The organism is Microcoleus sp. B13-B6 (assembly GCF_036705405.1).
Taxonomy (GTDB): domain Bacteria; phylum Cyanobacteriota; class Cyanobacteriia; order Cyanobacteriales; family Microcoleaceae; genus Microcoleus.
Map to the genome: position 1 here is coordinate 55,461 of NZ_JAUBUJ010000010.1, position 18,082 is coordinate 73,542.

General features: G+C 48.0%; 19 protein-coding genes. 8 read left to right on the plus strand and 11 right to left on the minus strand.

The annotated features are described in order from the left end of the window. Positions 1 to 63: 63 nt before the first annotated feature. The 3 genes from QUB35_RS06615 to QUB35_RS06625 form a co-directional block, all read right to left on the minus strand. Positions 64 to 726, minus strand: a complete 663-nt coding sequence (locus QUB35_RS06615; protein WP_333140495.1) for a hypothetical protein — start codon at positions 724 to 726, stop codon at positions 64 to 66. 546 nt (positions 727 to 1,272) lie between these two features. Then, complete coding sequence (gene arsM, locus QUB35_RS06620; protein ID WP_333140498.1) at positions 1,273 to 2,241, minus strand: arsenosugar biosynthesis arsenite methyltransferase ArsM; 969 nt, start codon at positions 2,239 to 2,241, stop codon at positions 1,273 to 1,275. A 148-nt stretch (positions 2,242 to 2,389) separates the two neighbouring features. Continuing rightward, positions 2,390 to 4,018, minus strand: coding sequence for a hypothetical protein (locus QUB35_RS06625; RefSeq protein WP_333140500.1), 1,629 nt, complete (start codon positions 4,016 to 4,018; stop codon positions 2,390 to 2,392). Between the two features lie 754 nt (positions 4,019 to 4,772). Between QUB35_RS06625 and psaA the strand changes: the two genes are divergently transcribed. From psaA to QUB35_RS39085, 5 genes are all read left to right on the plus strand, one after another. Then, entirely contained in the window at positions 4,773 to 7,067 is a 2,295-nt protein-coding gene (gene psaA, locus QUB35_RS06630; RefSeq protein WP_333140502.1) for a photosystem I core protein PsaA, read from the plus strand. Between the two features lie 110 nt (positions 7,068 to 7,177). After that, on the plus strand, positions 7,178 to 9,406 hold the full coding sequence (gene psaB / locus QUB35_RS06635) for a photosystem I core protein PsaB (protein WP_333140504.1): 2,229 nt from the start codon (positions 7,178 to 7,180) through the stop codon (positions 9,404 to 9,406). 145 nt (positions 9,407 to 9,551) lie between these two features. Beyond that, on the plus strand, positions 9,552 to 10,583 hold the full coding sequence (locus QUB35_RS06640; RefSeq protein WP_333140506.1) for a DMT family transporter: 1,032 nt from the start codon (positions 9,552 to 9,554) through the stop codon (positions 10,581 to 10,583). A 191-nt stretch (positions 10,584 to 10,774) separates the two neighbouring features. Beyond that, positions 10,775 to 11,314, plus strand: a complete 540-nt coding sequence (locus tag QUB35_RS06645) for a cold shock domain-containing protein (RefSeq protein WP_333140508.1) — start codon at positions 10,775 to 10,777, stop codon at positions 11,312 to 11,314. Positions 11,315 to 11,425: 111 nt separating this feature from the next. Next, positions 11,426 to 11,557, plus strand: a complete 132-nt coding sequence (locus QUB35_RS39085; protein WP_445252016.1) for a DUF6939 family protein — start codon at positions 11,426 to 11,428, stop codon at positions 11,555 to 11,557. A 32-nt stretch (positions 11,558 to 11,589) separates the two neighbouring features. Here the strand turns inward: QUB35_RS39085 and QUB35_RS06650 are convergent, their stop codons facing one another. The 5 genes from QUB35_RS06650 to QUB35_RS06670 form a co-directional block, all read right to left on the minus strand. Then, positions 11,590 to 11,784 carry a hypothetical protein gene (locus QUB35_RS06650; RefSeq protein ID WP_333140510.1) on the minus strand — a complete coding sequence of 65 codons (195 nt, stop codon included), beginning with the start codon at positions 11,782 to 11,784 and terminating at the stop codon, positions 11,590 to 11,592. A 158-nt stretch (positions 11,785 to 11,942) separates the two neighbouring features. Then, positions 11,943 to 12,155 carry a helix-turn-helix domain-containing protein gene (locus tag QUB35_RS06655; RefSeq protein WP_242717445.1) on the minus strand — a complete coding sequence of 71 codons (213 nt, stop codon included), beginning with the start codon at positions 12,153 to 12,155 and terminating at the stop codon, positions 11,943 to 11,945. Between the two features lie 75 nt (positions 12,156 to 12,230). Then, positions 12,231 to 12,449: a helix-turn-helix domain-containing protein gene (locus QUB35_RS06660; RefSeq protein ID WP_293135490.1), complete on the minus strand. Its 219-nt coding sequence runs from the start codon at positions 12,447 to 12,449 to the stop codon at positions 12,231 to 12,233. 218 nt (positions 12,450 to 12,667) lie between these two features. Then, positions 12,668 to 12,880 (minus strand): helix-turn-helix domain-containing protein, encoded by a 213-nt coding sequence (locus QUB35_RS06665; protein WP_006631308.1) that lies wholly within the window; start codon positions 12,878 to 12,880, stop codon positions 12,668 to 12,670. Positions 12,881 to 12,967: 87 nt separating this feature from the next. Further along, the gene (locus tag QUB35_RS06670) at positions 12,968 to 13,180 is read right to left on the minus strand and encodes a helix-turn-helix domain-containing protein (RefSeq protein ID WP_006631307.1); all 213 of its coding nucleotides are present in this window, start codon (positions 13,178 to 13,180) and stop codon (positions 12,968 to 12,970) included. A 181-nt stretch (positions 13,181 to 13,361) separates the two neighbouring features. Between QUB35_RS06670 and QUB35_RS06675 the strand changes: the two genes are divergently transcribed. The 3 genes from QUB35_RS06675 to QUB35_RS06685 all read left to right on the plus strand — a co-directional run bounded on the left by QUB35_RS06675 (position 13,362) and on the right by QUB35_RS06685 (position 14,367). After that, entirely contained in the window at positions 13,362 to 13,832 is a 471-nt protein-coding gene (locus tag QUB35_RS06675; protein ID WP_333140514.1) for a hypothetical protein, read from the plus strand. 98 nt (positions 13,833 to 13,930) lie between these two features. Continuing rightward, positions 13,931 to 14,152, plus strand: coding sequence for a type II toxin-antitoxin system HicA family toxin (locus QUB35_RS06680; RefSeq protein WP_333140516.1), 222 nt, complete (start codon positions 13,931 to 13,933; stop codon positions 14,150 to 14,152). Continuing rightward, complete coding sequence (locus QUB35_RS06685) at positions 14,149 to 14,367, plus strand: type II toxin-antitoxin system HicB family antitoxin (RefSeq protein WP_242717443.1); 219 nt, start codon at positions 14,149 to 14,151, stop codon at positions 14,365 to 14,367. The genes QUB35_RS06680 and QUB35_RS06685 overlap by 4 nt, the downstream gene beginning before the upstream one ends. Here the strand turns inward: QUB35_RS06685 and QUB35_RS06690 are convergent. The 3 genes from QUB35_RS06690 to QUB35_RS06700 form a co-directional block, all read right to left on the minus strand. After that, entirely contained in the window at positions 14,364 to 14,570 is a 207-nt protein-coding gene (locus QUB35_RS06690) for a hypothetical protein (protein WP_333140518.1), read from the minus strand. The two genes, QUB35_RS06685 and QUB35_RS06690, sit on opposite strands and share 4 nt — an antisense overlap. Before the next feature lie 282 nt (positions 14,571 to 14,852). Continuing rightward, positions 14,853 to 16,175, minus strand: coding sequence for a CO2 hydration protein (locus QUB35_RS06695; protein WP_333140520.1), 1,323 nt, complete (start codon positions 16,173 to 16,175; stop codon positions 14,853 to 14,855). Positions 16,176 to 16,373: 198 nt separating this feature from the next. After that, a complete protein-coding gene (locus QUB35_RS06700; RefSeq protein ID WP_333140522.1) occupies positions 16,374 to 17,924 on the minus strand; it encodes an NADH-quinone oxidoreductase subunit M in 1,551 nt (516 codons plus the stop codon). Positions 17,925 to 18,082: the final 158 nt, after the last annotated feature.

Genomic DNA, 18,082 nt, shown 5'->3' on the forward strand with positions numbered 1-18,082 from the left:
ACGGAGTAAAGATTTTTACTCCGTCGCGATCGACTGTTACCAAAAATCTTGGTTTTTGAATGTCTACCGATCCTTGCCTTTTAACCCAAAGAGGGCGAATCCACCCACCAGTAAAACTCCTGCGCCTGCTACCCACATCAAAGGTGACGATCCTTGAGCAGGCTGCGTTTCTGCTGGCGATGTAGCGGCCGATGCTTGCGTTTCTGCTGGCGATGTAGCGGGTGATGCTTGCGTTTCTACTTGCGATGTAGCGGGTGATGGCGGGGTTTGGGCCTGCGGTTTACCTCGCAATGCCTCCGAGTACAAAAACGTTGCCCCCTGCATCACAATCTGATTTCCCGGAACTAAATTGCCTTCTTTAATTTCCACCACATCTCCAGAGTCGCTACCAATCTGAACTGAGATTGGTTTGTAGGTTGTTCCTTCCTGGATGTAGACGAGCTTTTGCCCATTGGCATCAACTAAGCTGGTGCTGGGAACTTTAACAATACCTCCATCGGTTGTAGGGGCAATTGCCTCTGTCTTAATTCCCAATGCGGTTGCTTTACTGGCATCAACTTCGATCGGCTGCATAATCTTCGCCGCATCCCCACCTGCAAACTCGTTGTCATGCCCAACGTGCGCCAGCACCGGGGCCGAAGCCGTGCACAACACTAATCCCAAAACAAAACTAGATCCGTAACGGACGATCGATAATGAACTTGAATTTAAAGATTTCGATAGCATGGAAATTTCCTCCTCACATTTAGCGAACGGGGGTGATGAAGACAGCCACTCCTCTCAAGAGCAATCTATTCCTTACTTCAGAGTTGTGAACCTTCTCCCGCTAGGATGTCAGGTGGAAATAAAAATTTGATGAAAATTTGAGGCGAAGTCTAAAATTAGAGATCTCTATACCATTGCTCACCAACATGAGGTGCAAAGGGAGCATCTCAGTTTTGTATTTATAGTGCGAGCGTCCCCCGCTCGCGATTTGTAGAATACGCGAGCGGGGACGCTTGCACTATAATAAAAAAAATGCTTTTTGCAAAACTGAGATGCTCCCGGTGCAAGGTGCAAAGAGGGCATAGGAAGCGCCCACACACCTCACTTTTTTGAGAAACGCTCTATTCCCCAAAGATTAAGCTGTGGAGCATTTAAACCAGTAACGAGGCTAGTAGGGTGCGTCAGCTATAACCCTTACGCTGAAACGGAAAACCTTAGATGCTGACGCACCTTACGCAAGCCCTTTAAATGCCGAACAGCTTACAGCCGCATTATTCCGAAATAAATCTAACAGCAACCGCCGCCGTTATAATGCCAAGTCGAATCAGTAATTAACACCTTATCGGGCATTAATCCCCCCAACTTCCCAGCAGTTTTATCGCACACTGCCGCCGGCACGCCCCGCTGCAAAACGTGACCCGCCCCGTCATCAAACAGCTCTTCAGACCCCGTATAAATCGCCGTCTTGCCAGTGAAAATGCAAGCTCCATCATCCGGTACATCCACTTTGAAAGACACCGAATCTAGGCTTTCTAACAGCAAATCTGCATCCAATTGATAATTGTGTTTGTCCAGCAATCGGTAAGGACGGCGCGCCCGCACTTCGACTTGCCCAAAACCAACGTCTACAAGCTGTTGAACATATTCTTCGTATGTCAAAGCGCCGGACAAACACAAGGCCCGCAAGCGTTGGTCTTCCTTCAAATGCTGGGGAATGGGGCGAGTTGCGATCGGATCGCTCATCAACAATCTGCCACCCGGTTTTAACACCCGATAAGTCTCTTTTAATGCTTTAGCTAAATCCGCTGGTTCAAAGATATTAAACAAGCAGTTTTGGGCGACAACATCTACAGAAGCATCCGGCACCGGCAAAGCAAAAGCATCGCCTTCACAAATTTCTACAAAACTCGGATCGAACCAATCATTTTCGTGGGCGGCTATTTGCAAGTTTCGTGCAGCAGCATCTCGCATTGCTGGAACTGGATCGACGGCAATAACCGCTCCTTTGTGTCTAGAAAAATATGCAAATTGTAGTGCTTCCAATCCGCCGCCGACGCCTACATAAAGCACGAAGGGATTGCCGACAAGTTCGGCGGCGTGAACGGTTGTGCCGCAGCCGTAATTCATTTCTTGCATTTGTTGGGGAATTTTTAATCCTGGCAATTGCAAGGGGCTGCTTTGGACGCAGCAAAGTCCGATTTGGGGTGTTTCGGCAACATCGCTGTAGAATTTGGCGGCTGTTTCGAGGTAGGTCATTTTTTAGTGTCCTAATTTTTGATTTTTGACCGCAGATGGATCGCGGGCGGGACGCCCATGCCACGAAGCCCAGAAAGATTTTGTTAGGTGGCAAATTCTACTGGATCACGGGCGGGACGCCCATGCCACGAAGCCCAGGAAGATTTTGTTAGGTGGCAAATTCGACTTTTTGTTCGGATTTTGGCTGATTTTCTGGTTCGGAAACTGTTGTTTCGGGAGGGGCTAATTCGCTGGTTGGCTGGCTAGGAGTTTCAGCGGCAACTGGTGGCGTTGGCGGTACAAGATTGGGAGATTGTTCTGGTATCGCGGGAGCAACTACTTTTGGTACTGGAGCTTTTTCTGTTATTTCTGGCAGGGTTGGTGGCTCTGAAGGATTAGCAGGTTGGGGTTCTTGACGCAAGAAGTTGCGGAACCGATTGTAGTATCCTTTATATTCCTGTTTTTTTGTTTGGGGAGATGCTGTTGGGGTCGGTTCTATTATTTTAACGGGTGCAACAACTTTCGGGGTTTCTAACTGTGGAGTTGCTGCCGGTGTCGGTTCTATTACTTGAACTGGTTCTACAATTTTCGGCGCTTCGAGTTGGGGGGTTGCTGTCGGTGTCGGTTCTATTACTTGAATTGGTTCTACAATTTTCGGCGCTTCGAGTGGGGGGGTTGCTGTTGGTGTCGCTTCTATTACTTGAATGGGAGCAACTTCGGGAGCGACTGTTGGCTCTAAGCTCGGTTGGGTAACAGGGGTTTCTGGAACCGCTGGTGAGGGTTGGACAACTGGTGTTTTTTCTAATGCAGGTGTCGGTGTCGGTTCGGGGGTTGGGGTTGGTGTCGGTTCGGGGGCTTGGTAGGTACGATCGACTATACCGCGACTTTCTGCTGCTGTTAGTTCGCCCCGCACTAATTTAGAAAGAGGCTCTTGGCCGAGCGGTTGGAAATTTATCAGTCTGACTGTATTATTAAAGGCGTTTTTGACGATTTTTCCCCGCTCGTCAATTAATTCTAGCTGTACCCAGTTTTTCCCTGGTTTGAATCCTTTAAGATATATAGGTTGCCACTGGTCGATCGCAAAGCTTTGGCCGTTGACTGTGGCTCGAATTTTCCAATCGAGTATTTCATCTTGGGAATTTTCTTGCGCCACTTGGTGCGGGGGGGCATTTGTCAAGTAAAAGTCGAGCAGGATGGGTTCTGCCCCGTAGCTGCCTTGGGGGCTGTTGTACGTTAATAGGGGCAATGTTCGATCGGGATTATTATTGTCTGTTTTGGTAAAAATGTGAAAGGTGGTTTGAGCTGCGGCACCTTCGTTTTTAAAGCTTTCTTCCCAAGGGCGGGCGGCGAACACCTGCAGGGTATGGGTTCCGGGATCTAAGTCGGAGAGCATTAAAGGTTGTTTGATGTCGTAAACTGCTGCATAAGGTTGGTTGTCTAATAAAACTTGCAGATGGGGGCCCAAACCCAAGTTTGCATCTTTGAAAATGGGCAAGTCCTTCACTTGGAACTCAACAGATACATTTATATCCTGAAGCACTGCGTCAGGTTTTGGATTCAAAATACTAATTTGAGGCTGGTAGATTTCTAGAGCCTGACGCAGTTGTTGAATGGCTTCTGGGGGAGAAACCTCTGAGATTCTGTTTACTGGGGCGGTAGCTGAGCCGCTCTTGTTCCCTGATTTGGGCAATTCGGGATTGCCCGCGCCACAACTTGCTAAACCCAAAATTAATACTGCTACTGCGAACAATGCCACCAGCCTGCCCGCAACCGTTCTGTGCCAATTGATCCCAATCACGCAACCATACTCCTAGAAGCCTTCTCATAGGGAACTATAGCCCAAAAATGAATTTAGTATTGGGGAATTGCCGGCTTTGGAATTCCCAAGCCGCGTAGGAGCCCGAATTGAGGCAGCAGCGGGCAACCCATCCTCTCCTACTCTTAATTGCCACAGCCTTTTTGCCAAACATATAGCGGTTCTCAAGCGTGGTGAGGTATGGGGGTGAGTCCTAGGCCTATGCCCTAAGCCCTATGCCCACGGAGGCCGCCAGAGCACCTCATGTTACTGAGAAAGGCTATATATCTACAAATGAGTATTCCTAAATTACCTTATCTTTGAGTTTTGTAAAGTTAATGGCAGTACCCCTTGACTTTTTTGAGGGACTGTGGGATTTAAAGGCGTTATTACATCAAGAATTGAGCCTTTTTTAAGTATTGTTAACAAGCGATTAATACTTCTCTAGCAAGCTTATAATTCATAAAACTCCCTCAAAAGGAGCAGGCGTATCAAGTCTGAATCAAGGACGCGATCGGCGGCTCCAGATAGCGAGAAGAGTTGGCAGTACCCAGGCACATTGTTAGCGACACTGGGAAACTGGCTTCTTCACAGAAGCAAAATGCTTGGGGAGACGATGCACCTGCGTCTAGCTCTGCAAAGAGTAAAGTGCCGTGTAGTGTCGGCTTTTTCGAGAATCCCCCGCCTAATCAAGCGTGGGGAGTGTCCGGTACAGTGTTCAGTTCTCGTTCCTTGTCTTACCGAGAGGAGAGTCTTCATGACCATTAGTCCTCCAGAGCGAGAGGTAAAAGCTAGGGTAGTAGTCGATAAGAATCCGGTTCCAACTTCTTTCGAGAAGTGGTCAAAACCCGGTCATTTTGATCGCACTCTAGCTAAGGGGCCAAAAACCACCACTTGGATTTGGAACCTCCACGCTAACGCTCACGACTTTGACAGTCATACAAGTGACTTAGAAGACGTTTCGCGCAAAATCTTTAGCGCTCACTTCGGCCACTTGGCAGTAATCTTCGTATGGTTGAGCGGCGCATATTTCCACGGCGCTAAATTTTCCAATTACGAAGCTTGGCTGACAAATCCTACAGCCATCAAGCCCAGCGCTCAAGTGGTCTGGCCGATTTTTGGTCAAGAAATTTTAAATGCAGATGTAGGCGGCGGCTTTCACGGGATTCAGATCACCTCTGGTCTATTCCAACTGTGGCGCGCCAACGGCATCACTAACTCATACCAGCTATATTGCACTGCGATCGGCGCCCTGGTAATGGCAGCTTTGATGCTGTTTGCCGGTTGGTTCCACTATCACGTCCGCGCTCCGAAACTGGAATGGTTCCAGAACGTGGAATCGATGATGAACCACCACTTGGCAGTTTTGTTAGGCTGCGGGTGCTTGGGCTTCGCAGGACAACAAATTCACGTGGCTCTGCCGATCAATGCTTGCATGGACGCGATCGATGCAGGTGCACCGCTGACAGTCGGCGGTAAGCTGATCAAAACAGTTGCCGACATCCCCCTGCCGCACGAGTGGATTTTGACACCGGGCTTGATGGCTGACATCTACCCGAGTTTCGCTAAAGGTTTAACCCCCTTCTTCACCCTCAACTGGGGCGCATACACAGACTTCCTGACCTTCAAAGGCGGTCTGAACCCCACCACAGGCGGTTTGTGGCTGACTGATACAGCACACCACCACTTGGCTTTGGCAGTGCTGTTCATCGTGGCTGGTCATATGTACCGCACGAACTGGGGCATCGGCCACAGCATGAAAGAAATCCTAGAGAACCACAAAGGCCCCTTCACTGGTGAAGGTCACAAAGGTCTCTACGAAATCCTGACTACTTCTTGGCACGCGCAACTGGCGATTAACTTGGCACTGATGGGCTCTCTGAGCATCATCGTCGCCCACCACATGTACGCGATGCCTCCGTATCCGTACATCGCGACCGACTACCCGACTCAGCTATCCCTGTTCACCCACCACATGTGGATTGGCGGATTCCTGATTGTTGGAGCAGCCGCTCACGGAGCAATCTTCATGGTTCGGGATTACGATCCCGCTGGAAATGTCAACAACTTGTTGGATCGCGTGATCCGTCATAGAGATGCGATCATTTCCCACCTGAACTGGGTTTGTATATTCTTGGGCTTCCACAGCTTCGGTTTGTACGTTCACAACGACACGATGCGCGCTTTCGGTCGTCCTCAAGATTTGTTCTCGGATACCGGGATTCAGTTGCGTCCGATATTTGCCCAGTGGGTGCAAAACATCCACGCTTTGGCTCCGGGCACAACAGCGCCTAATGCTACCGAAATCGTCAGCCACGCTTTTGGCGGCGGTGCAGTAGTAGTCGCCGGCAAAGTAGCGATGATGCCGATCGAGTTGGGTACGGCGGATTTCATGATCCACCACATCCACGCTTTCACCATTCACGTTACAGTCCTGATTCTCTTGAAGGGCGTGTTGTTTGCACGCAGTTCTCGCTTGGTTCCTGACAAAGGCAACTTGGGCTTCCGGTTCCCTTGCGACGGCCCAGGCCGTGGCGGCACCTGCCAAGTTTCTGGTTGGGATCACGTGTTCCTAGGCTTGTTCTGGATGTACAACTGCATCTCGATCGTGATTTTCCACTTTAGCTGGAAAATGCAGTCGGACGTGTGGGGAACAGTATCGTCAGACGGCACAATTTCTCACATTACCGGCGGCAACTTCGCACAAAGTTCGATCACGATTAACGGCTGGCTGCGGGACTTCCTGTGGGCGCAAGCTTCTCAGGTGATTCAGTCCTACGGTTCGGCACTGTCGGCCTACGGTCTGATGTTCCTAGCTGGACACTTCGTCTTCGCCTTCAGCTTGATGTTCCTGTTCAGCGGCCGCGGCTACTGGCAAGAACTGATTGAGTCGATTGTTTGGGCTCACAACAAGCTCAAGGTAGCTCCGTCGATTCAGCCTCGCGCTCTGAGCATTATTCAGGGTCGGGCTGTGGGTGTAGCTCACTACCTCCTAGGAGGAATTGTCACTACGTGGGCATTTTTCCTAGCGCGAATCATTTCGGTAGGGTAAACTACCCCTAGGTTTTGGATTCTCGATTTGGGAGGAATCTCAAATCGAGAATCCAAACTCCGAACCGAATCCCTTCAATTTTGTTCAGGATTCAGGATTAATCAAGGCTTATGGCAACGAAATTTCCAAAATTTAGCCAAGACCTTGCCCAAGACCCGACCACACGGCGGATCTGGTACGGGATTGCCACAGCACACGACTTTGAAAGCCACGATGGCATGACCGAAGAAAATCTTTACCAAAAGATTTTTGCTTCTCACTTCGGCCACGTAGCAATCATTTTCTTGTGGACATCGGGCAGCCTGTTCCACGTAGCATGGCAAGGTAACTTTGAACAGTGGATTAAAGACCCTCTAAACGTCCGCCCGATCGCTCACGCGATTTGGGACCCGCAATTCGGCGCTCCTGCAGTAGAAGCTTTCACTCAAGGGGGCGCTTCTAACCCGGTGGATATCTCTTACTCCGGTGTCTACCATTGGTGGTTCACCCAAGGGATTCGGACAAACGCCGACCTGTATCAAGGAGCTATCTTCTTGCTACTACTGGCGGCTGTATTCCTGTTCGCAGGTTGGTTGCACCTCCAGCCCAAGTACCGCCCCAGCTTGTCTTGGTTCAAAAATGCTGAATCTCGCCTCAACCACCACTTGGCTGGTTTGTTCGGTGTCAGCTCTTTGGCTTGGACTGGTCACATGGTTCACGTTGCTATCCCCGAATCTCGCGGACAGCACGTAGGTTGGGACAACTTCCTGTCTACCCCGCCTCACCCGGCCGGTTTGGCTCCGTTCTTCAGTGGTAACTGGGGCGTATACGCCGAGAATCCAGATGCAGCGAACCATGTCTTCGGTACTTCCGAAGGCGCGGGAACCGCAATTCTGACTTTCTTGGGTGGCTTCCACCCTCAAACAGAATCCCTGTGGCTGACAGACATCGCTCACCACCACTTGGCGATCGCAGTTCTGTTTATCGTTGCCGGTCATATGTACCGGACTAACTTCGGTATCGGTCACAGCATCAAAGAGATGTTGGATTCTAAGGCTGGTTTGGTCGGCGGCAAGAGTGAAGGACAGTTCAACTTGCCTCACCAAGGCTTGTATGAAACCTACAACAACTCCCTGCACTTCCAACTGGCATTTCACCTCGCTGCTTTGGGCGTAATTACCTCCCTGGTAGCACAGCATATGTACGCGATGCCTCCCTACGCTTTCATAGGTAAGGACTTCACGACTCAGGCTGCGCTTTACACCCACCACCAGTACATTGCTGGATTCATCATGGTCGGCGCTTTCGCCCACGGAGCTATCTTCTTGGTGCGGGACTACGATCCTGAAGCAAACAAAGGCAACGTGCTCGATCGCGTGTTGCAGCACAAAGAAGCGATTATCTCTCACTTGAGCTGGGTGTCGCTGTTCTTGGGCTTCCACACTCTCGGCTTGTACGTTCACAATGACGTTGTAGTCGCTTTCGGAACTCCTGAAAAGCAAATCTTGATTGAACCAGTGTTCGCACAGTTCATCCAAGCTGCTCACGGAAAAGCTCTCTACGGCATGGACGTGCTGTTGTCTAACCCTGACAGCATTGCTTCTACCGCTTGGCCCAACTACGGCAACGTATGGCTCCCAGGCTGGTTGGACGGGATTAACAGCGGTACTAATTCTCTGTTCTTGGCGATCGGACCTGGCGATTTCTTGGTTCACCACGCGATCGCACTAGGCTTGCACACCACCACCTTGATCTTGGTCAAGGGCGCTCTGGATGCACGCGGTTCTAAGCTGATGCCGGACAAAAAAGACTTCGGTTATGCTTTCCCTTGCGACGGCCCCGGCCGTGGCGGTACTTGCGACATCTCTGCTTGGGACGCCATGTACCTGTCTGTATTCTGGATGTTGAATACCCTAGCTTGGGTAACGTTCTACTGGCACTGGAAGCACCTGGGCATCTGGCAAGGTAATGTGGCTCAGTTCAATGAGTCTTCTACCTACCTGATGGGCTGGTTCCGCGATTACCTCTGGCTGTATTCTTCTCAGTTGATCAACGGTTACAACCCGTATGGTACTAACAACTTGTCAGTCTGGGCTTGGATGTTCTTATTCGGACACCTTGTTTGGGCAACTGGTTTCATGTTCCTGATCTCTTGGAGAGGTTACTGGCAAGAGTTGATCGAGACTTTGGTTTGGGCTCACGAGCGCACTCCTTTGGCTAACTTGGTTCGCTGGAAAGACAAGCCTGTTGCTTTGTCGATCGTCCAAGGTCGTTTGGTTGGCTTAGTTCACTTTACTGTGGGCAACGTCCTCACTTACGCGGCCTTTGTAATTGCCTCGACAGCCGGGAAATTCGGGTAACTCTGAACTCTGGTTTTGTAGGTAATTAAATCAAATCCCCTGCCTTCTGGCGGGGGATTTTTTTGTATATTTCTGTAAGGAATTACCGCATAGGAAACAGTGGTATAAAGAAGAGAACGCATCATATATTCATGTTCCTATTATCGTGTCTCAATTATTCAACCGCATCCCTGGACGAACCTATTTATTACTAGCAATCCTCATTTTTGCTGCCTCTAACTCTGTCATTCGCAAACTGACCGATTTAGGAGCGCAGAACCTGATCGACGGCAGAAATTTGATTTCACTTTGTAATGTTTTATTTGTAGGGAATCTCTGCGCGTTAGCAGTTTTATTCCTGGTTTATCGCCAGCAATGTACGGTGCAAAATTTCCGCTCGATTCCCAGTAAAACATGGTGGGGGTTGATCGCAATTTCTTTGCTATCTGGGGCATTGGCTCCAGCCTTAACTTTTATGGCGTTGGATTTAACCGCTGTCAATAATGTGGTACTGATTGGACGCATCGAGCCGCCTCTGATTTTAGCGCTGTCCATTCTAATTTTGGGCGATCGCGTCAATCTTTGGGTGATTGCCGGGGCGATGGTTTCGTTTGTCGGTGTTGCACTGACTATTGTATTGCAAGCACCGACTACCGATATGATGGGCATGGGCGGATTGACGATCGGCAGAGGCGAATTGATGGCAGCATCCGGGGCGATCGCGTTAGCCATTTCGACGATTATTAGTAAAGTCACGCTCAAACAAATTCCGTTAGGATTGTTCTCTATTATCCGAACAACACTGGGAACAGTTGTTTTCTTTATTGTCGTTTTAATCTTATATACTCCCACCCACTTTATCGATGTTTTTGCGCCCTTCCTCTGGCAGTGGATGCTCGTCTATGGTGCGATTATTGTTGTTGGCGGACAACTGTGCTGGTTTACCGGACTAAAAACGACGGGCGCTGCAGATGTATCCCTCGCCAGTTCGTTTAGTCCGATCGCGGGGATTTTAACCGCCTATTTGATTTTATCGGAAACGCCCACAACAGCTCAATACATCGGCGGCAGCATCATTTTAATCGGGATCGTTCTCAATCAAATTGGTGTTTTTCGCAACCAAACCCAATCCGCGCCTCAACCTCCTGTAAGTCCGGCAAAAGAGATGGATCTGGAAGTGGGATTCAAAGGGATTTAATGCTTGATACCCAGCCTCAGTTAAAGGGCGATCGAGTCAAAACTTAAAACGGATTGGAACATACTACAGATTCTTAGTTACAATAAGTAACCCTAGAAGTTGATATTCGTAACAGTCCGATTAATGTTCATTGGCGAGAGAATGTGAAGCGGTTGGCTGAGTCTGTTAAGCACGAATAAAAGTTCAATTTTATGAAACCTGTTCTGAATAAAGGGCAACTGACAACATGGAAAAACGATCGGGGGTTTGGCTTCATTAAACCGGATGATGGCAGTAAAGAAGTTTTCTTGCATATCAGTGCGCTGAAGGAAGCAAGTCGTCGCCCAAAAGTCGGAGATACGATTTTGTACGAGCAAGTTGCTGAAACAGACGGGAAAGTACGTGCAACTAGAGCATCAATTCAAGGTGTTGCACCTCGAAATGAACCAACAAAGCAGAAACCACAGAAACGCGGTGTACTCAAAACAGTTTTTGGTATTGGGATTCTGGCTGTCATTGTGGTTCTTACAATGGAGTTTAGTCCTAGTCGTTCACCTTCTCCAATTACATCGATCGCAAAACCAGGATGTACTATCAAAGGCAACATCTCGATCGATAGAGGCAATAAGGTTTATCACCTTCCAGGCATGGAAGATTACGAATCAACAGTTATCGATCCAGCTAGCGGTGAGAGATGGTTTTGCACAGAGTCAGAGGCTAAAGCCAATGGTTGGCGTAAAGCACCGAGGTAGCCCCAGCATCCCAACAACCGCGCTGCACCGCAACGAATTGCTCAAGGAAGAAGCAAGAAGTTGATATCGCCGTTTTTGCTATGGTGGATTTACTTGAGCCCCCAATTAACGATGCAACTCTACGTCGAAAGCAAAAGAAAGAAAATTGACGTGATACGCAGCCAATATTCTCAAGCCCCGATTGTTGATATTACATCGAAAGCTGATCGACCTTGGATAAAGTTGAGTCCATTTTTGCCGTAAAGATTACACTGTTGACCTGGTTTCCCTCAGCTTCAAATCTCCCCATTCATCTGCATTTGATGCACCTTGTCCGCCAACTCTTGGCGGCTTTCCTTATCGAGTGCATCAATTGCCAGCATTCCCAAATACACTACTTCTTTCTGAGTTAGTCTGGTCGCTAGCGCTTGTTTTTGAATGACTTCCTTGATCGCGGAACTGACCGCGATCGCAGTATTAGTTTTAGCCACGAAGAATAATCAACTATTAATAACAACTTTCCTTGATGTTACCATCCTCAGTCCGATTAAGTACAATAATGTTTGACTAAGTACAGTTAATCATGCTATAGTGTAAAAAATACAAAAAAGCGATCGCCCCCGGTCTAGACAACTTAAGGGCGATCGACCTATTCCTCCAAAACCTCAACCAAATCCTCAATCATCACATCAAAAGTCCGAGCTAACTTCCGCAGCAAAGTAAAGTCAACCGTTGTCAGCCCTGGACAACGAGCATAATGCTTGACAGTGTTGTACATTACCCCAGAACGTTCTGAAACTTCCTTGAATGTCCAACCTTTCTCAGCAGCTAGTTCTCTGACTTTAATTCTTACTAAACCCATGCTTGAGAGTGGATGCAATTCTTAGGTTGGCTCACCATGATATCAGAAAATCCGTCAATATCGTGGCCGATCGACCTATTCCTCCAAAATCTCCACCAAATCCTCAATCATTACGTCAAACGTGCGAGCCAACCTGTGCAAGTAGGCAAAATTAACGGTTGTCATGCCTTGACATTGGGCGTAGTTTCTGATGGTGCTGTAACCAACGCCCGATCGATCGGAAACTTCCTTAAGTGTCCAGCCGTTCTGGGCAGCAAACTCCCGAATCCGCAACCTCACTAAGCCTTTGCTCATACTGACTTGACAAATGACAATCTGCTGTCGTTTAATATTAGATATCTTAAAAAGCGATCGCCTCTGGTCTGGACAACTAAGGGCGATCGCCTATTAAACCTAATGTGGACAGATAATCTCTGTCCTGCACATCTACAACAAAAAGATGTACACACCTACAATCAAGAGATGAGTCTATTATGATATCAGAAAATCCGGCAAAATCGCGGACGATCGACCTATTCCTCAATAATCTCCACCAAGTCCTCAATCATCACATCAAATGCCCGCGCTAACTTGTACAGGGCGGTAAAGTCAACCATTGATATTTCTGAACGACGAGCATAGCTGGTTATGGTGCTATAGATCACGCCCGATCGCTCAGCCACCTCCTTGAATGTCCAGCCCCTCTCGGCCGCTAGCTCTCGCACTTTAACTCTGACTAAACCCATGCTTGACAAATAATGCAGTTGCGTTTTAAGATAATTGCATCTAAAAAAGCGATCGCCTCTGGTCTGGACAACTAAAGGGCGATCGACCTATTCCTCCAAAACCTCAACCAAATCCTCAATCATCACATCAAAAGTCCGAGCTAACTTCCGCAGGCAAGTAAAGTCAACCATTGCCATTTCAGGACGACGAGCATAGCTTCTGACTGTGCTATAAATTACCCCGGAACGATCGGATACTTCCTTAAGCGTCCAGCCCTTCTCCGCCGCTAGTTCCCGAATTTTTAGCCTGACTAAACCCATGCTTGACAGTTGATGCAATTGCGTCGTACAATTTTATATGTAAAGAGCGATCGCCCCCCGGCCTGGAAAACTAAAGGGCGATCGTCTGTAAAACCTCATCTGGACAGATTATTTCTTTCTATCAAAAAGTGCATTTGCCATATCCAGAAGTCTACTAACCATATCCAGAGGTGTACTAGCCATGATATCAGAAACTCCGGCAAAATCGCGAACGATCGCAGAATCTAGAATAATTCATAAATCTCCTATCCTGCATCCGCTGGCGAGATTCGTTACAGAAGAAACAGTCGCACTGCTGTTCAATATCTCAGCAGACGAGATTTACCGGATCGAATGCTGTCGCTACATGGTGTACGTGCACGCCAAAGGCATCAGCCGCTTTGTCAGCTACGCCGATTTTCCCCCTATTTTAGAAGTACAGCCGATCGCACCTCAAGATTTTGGCAGATGGTACAAACGCTGGAAAAGCAAGCAAGCACCAGCATTTTGGACTAAATTCTACACGTACAATTTCAAAAAAGCTGTTTCCGTTGACAGCTTGCTGGAGTGGGGCCAATTGGTAGCTACTGTTAAATCGGTCATTTCTGGGGCCGCGCTGCAACAGCTACGAGATGTCTATGCCCAAGAAAAAGATTTGATGGAGAAATTTTAAAGTGCGATCGCCCCGGCAACCAACTGCCAGAATGGGCCAAGGAAAAATTAAAATAAATGGCTAAGTGAGAAAATGGAGGTAGAAAATGGACAATCACCATGCCTAGAAAAATTCGCGAGTTAAAAGCTCAGATTAGCCGTGAGGGCTTTATTTATTTGCCAAAACGCGGAAAAGGCAGCCATGAGAGATGGCAGCATCCTTTGATTGGGAAGACATTAACAATTCCAGGCAAAGACGGAGATGATGTGCCACGCTATTTAGAGAAGCAGTTGGCAATATTGTTAGCCGAACTCGACGAGTTAAAGGAGGAAGATTCATGAATCGATACAGTATGATCGTCCAATGGTCTGACGAGGATCAACTTTTCCTCGTGACGATTCCAGAGTTTGCCGATCGCGTTGTCATGCCCTGTACCCACGGCCAAACCCGCGAAGAAGCCATCCGACATGGCGAAGAAGTGCTCGAAATGTATCTAGAAGCTTGGCAGGAAGAAGGTGAACCCATCCCCGCACCTAGCATTCTTCAAATCGCCTAGAAAACCTCATCCTCGATTCCCAGCCACCATTCCCCCAGATTCATTAAATCTTTGTGAATGTCTGTAAGTTCTGTCATATACTCTTCAGCAGAAATCTCTGATCGCCTTTCTTGTAATTTTTTCAGTCGCAGTTGCACCAACAGCCAAGGTTTGGAAATCCCATCGGTTGCTTCGATATATTTTGCTAGCTCTTTGCTGTCCATAGTTATTGGTTATTTGTTATTGGTTATATCGTTTCCGGTTGTATCGGAATGATTAAACCGCAGAGAACGCAGAGAACGCAGAGAAATCAGAGGAGAAGAGAGAGATATGAATAATTACGATGCCAACTGGCTTAATATTATAGGAGTTTTGAAACGGCTTTAAAAGCTCTGATTTTTCCCAGTCGGTTTCAACCGACTTGAGCTTTGAGCCTGGGGTTTCAACCCCAGGCGGACTAACGGACTGGCGGACTTTTCAGCTAAGATGCCTCCCAAAAACATCTTTTACCTATAATCCGAAGTCTGAATACTCTTCAACTTCGCAGCATATTTCATGCCGTATTCCGGGCGACAGAAGCGATCGATCTGAGACTCAAAGAAAGCCCGATTTGCCTTCAAATGCTTTGGATTCGGATCATCTAAAGGATACAAAAGAGCAGTCCGCAAAGCTTGAATCACCGCCGAAGTTACGCAATACATTGATCGCTGAAATGTCACCCCAATTTGATTGAGGATATCATCTTCGCCGCGACAGCGCTGTTTGTAGAAATCCTTCAAATAAGGCGGCAGGAAATGCAGCATATCTTGTGCTAGCAAAGTCGGCGGAATCCCCGCCGTACCTACGGGGAATTTGTCTGCATAAAGCACTCCGTAGTGGAAGTCTTTTTGGTCGTCAGGAACTTCTCTAGCTTGAGCGTTGTAAGATTTGGTGCCTCGGAATGGCGAAGTGCGATAAAATACAGCTTCCACGTAAGGTAACGCTGCTTCGTAAAGCCAAGTGAAACCTTTAGATTTGGGGATAATTTCGTACTTCTCGCCGTCGATGTAAACGTGGTGGTAAATCGGGCGTCCGGCGATGGCAAATATGCCATTTACTAAGAAATCCATCGCCTGCGGGACTGTGGTAACTTTCCCTTCGTCGTAAAGATCCGAAACTTCAAAAAACACCGGTGCCATTACTTCCCAGAATAAACCGAGATTGCTGTAATAAGACATTTGGCGGCACTGTTCTAAAAACATTTCTGGAAATGCTTTGTGCAGTGCCAGCATGAACGGGTCTTTTTTGAAGTAAGCTTTAATTGCCCGATCGGCATTAGCCTTATATTCGTCACTGTCCAAATAAGGATCGAATTGATTGGTCGGCACGTACAAGCCCCGGTGCCACAGCATCGCCCTCATGCACTCTTCCGCAAATTCCATGTTAATGCGATCGTGCCACAAATGGTGAAACAGCCGCGGGAGTTTGCCAGTTTCTCCCTTTTCCATGAACTCCAAAAGTTCCGGGTGGGCGCTTCCAGTCCCCCGCCACACCCGCAAATCTGCACCGTCGCCCGAATAGTGATTTTGCAAGTCTAAATACTCCTGGGGCAAGAAGTATTTAAAGAAGGGAAGCGGGTGTAAAAATACCCGTTCGGCGATGTAAAGCAAATCCCGCCAGTAAAAGTCCATCGGCACCGCGTAAGCTTTCCAGATAGCGATGATTTGCATCAGATTTTCCGGCGTATCTGGAATCATCGCGCCGCCAGCTTCTAGCCTGTGAATTATTTCGGCAAATTCGTGTTTGGAAGGAGGTAGTTTAGTTGCTGGTTTATTAGGAGTTTGTACCATTGTTTCTTCCTTTGGTTGAGTGAAATTGAATATTTATCTACTTCCAGCCTCTGCCTATTGGTGAGAACTTAACGTAAAACCGATAGTCCCTAAGTCCGGCAGGGAATGAATTCCCTGCCTCACAGCTAAAGTCCTCTTAAGAGGACTAGAAAACTCATTAGTCCTCATAGCGAGGACTTTCGCTATTAGACAGGGAATTCATTCCCTGGCGGACTTCGTTTGTGTAGATGCGATTTCAATCGCTGACTTTTCCCCAGGATAGCTAATAGCAACTTGGGTATTTCTGTCAGCCGGCAGAGTGGCTACGATCGCATTTGTAGTAGATTCGCTCCACTTGAGCAGCCAAGCAGGTTGAATTCCCAATACAAAAATGATGCCTGCCAAAACCAGCGCCGGCATATTTTCAGCAAACGTAACTGGAGGGTAGTAAGCCGTGGCATTGTCCAACTTCCCAAAGCAGGTGCGGTTGAGCAGAATCACAAAGTAAACTGCTGTTAAACCCGAAGCTAAAATGCAGAGTAAAGTTGGAATTGGAAAGATCGAGAAACTGCCTTGAAACACTAAAAATTCGGCAACAAAACCCACCAAGCCGGGAATTCCGGCGCTTGCCATGCCGCCCAAAACTAACAGGGAACTGGCAGTGGGTAAACCCCGCATCGGGTTCATCAAACCGTTGAGCACGTCCAAATCCCGCGTGCCCACTTTGGTTTCGATGATGCCTACCAAATAAAACAGCAAAGCTAAAATTAAGCCGTGGCTTACCATTTGCCCAACAGCGCCGATTAATGCCAGCTTCGTACCCGCGGCGCAGGCAACGAGGATGTAGCCCATATGCCCGATCGAACTATAGGCTACCATGCGTTTGATGTCTTTTTGGGCGATCGCGCTCAAAGCCCCGTACATCACGCTCACAGTTCCGATAATCGCTAAACCGGGAGCTATAATCGACCAAGTTTCGGGAAACATCTGCAAGCCAAACCGCACTAAACCGTAAGTTCCCAACTTCGCCAGAATCCCTCCCAGCAAAATTGCTGTTGCTGGCGAAGCTTCCACGTAAGCATCCGGTAGCCAAGTATGCAGCGGCACCAAAGGAATTTTAATTCCCAACCCAATTAGCAAAAGTGTGAGCAGGATTAACTGCAGATTTCTCGGCAATTCTTGAGTGGTAATCGCACTGTAATCGAAATTTAAAGAACCGCTCAGCCAAGCCACACCCAAAAATGCTGCCAGCACTAAAAGTCCCGAAACTGCCGTGTAGATCAAAAACTTCATGGCAGCGTATTCCCGCTGCTTTCCGCCCCAAATCGCAATCAATAGATAAAAAGGAATTAATTCTACTTCATAAAACAGTACAAACAGCAGCAAATTTTGAGACATCAAAGCTCCGGCAACACCCGCATTGATTAGCAAAATCAAAGCGTAGTAAAGCTGGGGGCGATCCATCTTTTCGCCAGTGCCGTAAATGACTAATAGCGTCAGCAAGGCACTTAAAACCAGCAGCGGCAAAGACAAGCCGTCAATGCCCAAATTGTAGCTCAAACCTAATTGCGGAATCCAAGGTAAATATTCTTGAAATTGCAGTCCCGCATGGGCGGGATCGAATTGAGTCAGCAGCCAGATATTCAACAGGAAAACAACAGCAGCAAAAGCTGAGGCAATGGAACGCAACCGCATCCCGTTGATGTTTCCGGGCAGAAACCCGACTACCGCAGCGCCCAACGCGGGCAACCAGAGCAAGGCACTAAGCATAATGTGTGAAGAGTGAAGAGTAATATCAATTCCGCTTGCACCGGAATGATTGTTGACGGTTGACAGTTAACTCGAATTTACTATTCCGATGCTAACTTATAGCCTTTCTCAGTAACATGAGGTACACGCTTGATAAGCGGCCTCCGTGGCCTCCGTGG

Bases quoted from the DNA above. Each gene is read 5' to 3' on its own strand.
- QUB35_RS06615 (WP_333140495.1), bottom strand. From the start codon at position 726: ATGCTATCGAAATCTTTAAATTCAAGTTCATTATCGATCGTCCGTTAC.
- arsM (WP_333140498.1), bottom strand. From the start codon at position 2,241: ATGACCTACCTCGAAACAGCCGCCAAATTCTACAGCGATGTTGCCGAA.
- psaA (WP_333140502.1), top strand. From the start codon at position 4,773: ATGACCATTAGTCCTCCAGAGCGAGAGGTAAAAGCTAGGGTAGTAGTC.
- psaB (WP_333140504.1), top strand. From the start codon at position 7,178: ATGGCAACGAAATTTCCAAAATTTAGCCAAGACCTTGCCCAAGACCCG.
- QUB35_RS06645 (WP_333140508.1), top strand. From the start codon at position 10,775: ATGAAACCTGTTCTGAATAAAGGGCAACTGACAACATGGAAAAACGAT.
- QUB35_RS39085 (WP_445252016.1), top strand. From the start codon at position 11,426: ATGCAACTCTACGTCGAAAGCAAAAGAAAGAAAATTGACGTGATACGC.
- QUB35_RS06655 (WP_242717445.1), bottom strand. From the start codon at position 12,155: ATGGGTTTAGTAAGAATTAAAGTCAGAGAACTAGCTGCTGAGAAAGGT.
- QUB35_RS06660 (WP_293135490.1), bottom strand. From the start codon at position 12,449: ATGAGCAAAGGCTTAGTGAGGTTGCGGATTCGGGAGTTTGCTGCCCAG.
- QUB35_RS06665 (WP_006631308.1), bottom strand. From the start codon at position 12,880: ATGGGTTTAGTCAGAGTTAAAGTGCGAGAGCTAGCGGCCGAGAGGGGC.
- QUB35_RS06670 (WP_006631307.1), bottom strand. From the start codon at position 13,180: ATGGGTTTAGTCAGGCTAAAAATTCGGGAACTAGCGGCGGAGAAGGGC.
- QUB35_RS06675 (WP_333140514.1), top strand. From the start codon at position 13,362: ATGATATCAGAAACTCCGGCAAAATCGCGAACGATCGCAGAATCTAGA.
- QUB35_RS06680 (WP_333140516.1), top strand. From the start codon at position 13,931: ATGCCTAGAAAAATTCGCGAGTTAAAAGCTCAGATTAGCCGTGAGGGC.
- QUB35_RS06685 (WP_242717443.1), top strand. From the start codon at position 14,149: ATGAATCGATACAGTATGATCGTCCAATGGTCTGACGAGGATCAACTT.
- QUB35_RS06690 (WP_333140518.1), bottom strand. From the start codon at position 14,570: ATGGACAGCAAAGAGCTAGCAAAATATATCGAAGCAACCGATGGGATT.
- QUB35_RS06695 (WP_333140520.1), bottom strand. From the start codon at position 16,175: ATGGTACAAACTCCTAATAAACCAGCAACTAAACTACCTCCTTCCAAA.
- QUB35_RS06700 (WP_333140522.1), bottom strand. From the start codon at position 17,924: ATGCTTAGTGCCTTGCTCTGGTTGCCCGCGTTGGGCGCTGCGGTAGTC.